The sequence below is a fragment of the Rhizobium sp. 01T417 genome, assembly GCF_056398905.1.
The window spans coordinates 1-1,370 of record NZ_JBFTQH010000132.1; the positions used below are offsets into that span (position 1 = coordinate 1).

The 1,370-nt window shown below is 58.0% G+C and carries 1 protein-coding gene; it reads right to left on the minus strand.

The window, feature by feature from the left end; translation table 11 throughout:
• Positions 1–1,086: 1,086 nt before the first annotated feature.
• On the minus strand, positions 1,087–1,370 hold a 284-nt coding region (locus AC1DPR_RS31945; protein ID WP_477818025.1), incomplete at its 5' end, for a transposase.

Sequence of the window (1,370 nt, forward strand, 5' to 3'; positions counted from 1 at the left end):
GCGCTGACCTCTGCGGTGGATGCCGGCCGGACTACCGCCAATGCTTGCCCGTGGAAGACACCCCGATAGTCGGTAGCGAAAGACTGGGTGTCTTCGCCAACCAGTACATTGGTCGGGCCGACGATTGCGATGAGGTGGTTCACGTGGTAGTTCGACATGCGGGCTCCGGCAATGATGGTCCTCGTTACGCCGGAGAGGTCTGCATGGAGTCGTCCGGCACAGTACGAAGGATATGGTCCGACATCCCGCACRCATATCTACGTTTCATAGGAAAAAGGGATGGGGTTTTCACACTGCGGCGCAGAGTGAGATACCGGTGCTCCCCGCGCCGCGAATTGACCAGGGTTCGTCCGGCAGGGATGCATTACAAGGCGCTTCGGCGGGTCTCCTACTAAAGCTACGTATTTATTGATCCTGCCCCGCCGTAACATTGGGCAATTGAATGAAGTGACGGCACACCAACCTGGCATGGACGCCCAAACTCCACAAAGCAAACTCTCGGACCTCTTGCAGGAGGTCAGATGTTGCAGTCGTGAAATCGACCGCAGAGCGCGCGCGGCGACTCGGCAAAGTTATGATCAACGGCTTTATCGACAAGCTCTGCGCGTCCTGTTAGACCAACAACTGAGGTCCACGATCACGCGTGAACAGGTTGTTGGGTATGCCTCCGCTGCCGAATTTGGCCTGAGACTGGACCCGCCCACCGACCTGATACAGCGCGTAAGCGCAAATAGCACCGTAGCGATCAGGGTTCTTTTCTGGGCTGTTCAGCGGCGCATGCGTGGTGCCGAGAGGGTGGCGGCCATGTGGGATGCTTCCTGAGGTACATTCGCCGGAATCGCGGCTCGCTTTCCGATGTCCGCTCTACGCTCACTAGCGGCCAAATCCCTTGAAGACTCCGAGGGCCGTAATGGGTCGAGGCCGTGTGGAAACTCCGCTGGAACTGCATAGCGCGCCCTTGTAGGCGTCCATAATCGCTCAAACGGCGATATCAGACGATGGGGCTGGCAGCGTAACAGAGCGCGCAATTATGGCGAGCGGCTTGGAGAGCCGAATTTCGGGCGGGTTTTTCCTCCAAAAGGGAGCTTACGCCCCCAGCAGGCTCATCGCCTTCATCGTTTTTGCRTATCCAAGAATGCGAAGCACGCGCTTTAAGTTGTATGCCAATACGAGCAGGCTCATCTCAGTACCAACATTGGGGAGCCTTCGCGTTAGGAAGTGCGTATAGCCCATCCAGTGCTTGAAGGTACCGAAGACATGCTCGACAGTGCGCCTTCGGATCTTCATCGCGTCAGGGGTTCTGTCGAGCCGGTGCTGCACGGCCTCGAGCACGGTTTCGTGCTCCCACCGCGAGATGCGGCGGTAAGGGC